Origin of the sequence: Staphylococcus sp. HMSC06C11 (genome assembly GCF_001808345.1) — a bacterium.
Taxonomy (GTDB): domain Bacteria; phylum Bacillota; class Bacilli; order Staphylococcales; family Staphylococcaceae; genus Staphylococcus; species Staphylococcus capitis.
In genome coordinates this window covers 1-741 of record NZ_KV793044.1, presented here as the reverse complement: position 1 = coordinate 741, position 741 = coordinate 1, and the positions used below count along the sequence as shown (strand labels likewise).

The window sequence follows — 741 nt, the reverse complement described above, 5'->3', positions numbered from 1 at the left end:
GTGATTCAACAAGCGCAAGTACGTCTGAATCACTAAGTACATCAACATCAGAAAGTGAATCTGGGTCAACAAGCACATCAAGTAGTGACTCCACAAGTACAAGTACATCAACAAGCACAAGTGAATCAGAGAGTGCTTCAACATCTGACAGTACATCCGAATCAACAAGCACATCAGAAAGTGATTCAACAAGTGAAAGTACGTCATTATCAGAAAGTACATCAGAGTCAACAAGCGGAAGTGAATCAAGTAGTACAAGTGAATCACTAAGTGACTCAAGCAGTGAGAGTACATCATTATCAGACAGTACTTCAAAATCAATAAGTGCATCAGATTCAGAAAGTAAATCTGTGTCTGAGAGTACATCTGACTCAACAAGTGAAAGCACTTCATCATCAACAAGTATGAGCGATTCAGAGAGTGAGAGTACTTCAAAATCTAACAGTACATCTGAATCAGTGAGTGAATCAGAAAGTGAATCAGGCTCAATAAGCGCGAGGGATTCTGAAAGCACTAGCACATTAACTTCTGCAAGTGTGAGCGATTCAGAAAGTGCGAGTACATCATTATCTGCTAGTAGGTCAGAGTCAACAAGTACAAGTGCCTCATCTTCAACGAGCACAAGCGATTCAAGTAGTACAAGTGAATCACTAAGTGGCTCAAGCAGTGCTAGTACATCAGACAGTGAAAGCACATCAATAAGTGATTCAGAATCTGCTAGTACGTCATTATCAACAAGTG

At 40.1% G+C, this 741-nt stretch carries 1 pseudogene; it reads right to left on the bottom strand.

Annotated features, from left to right (window positions below):
- Positions 1–741, bottom strand: a pseudogene (locus tag HMPREF3154_RS11535) (hypothetical protein); the annotation flags it as partial.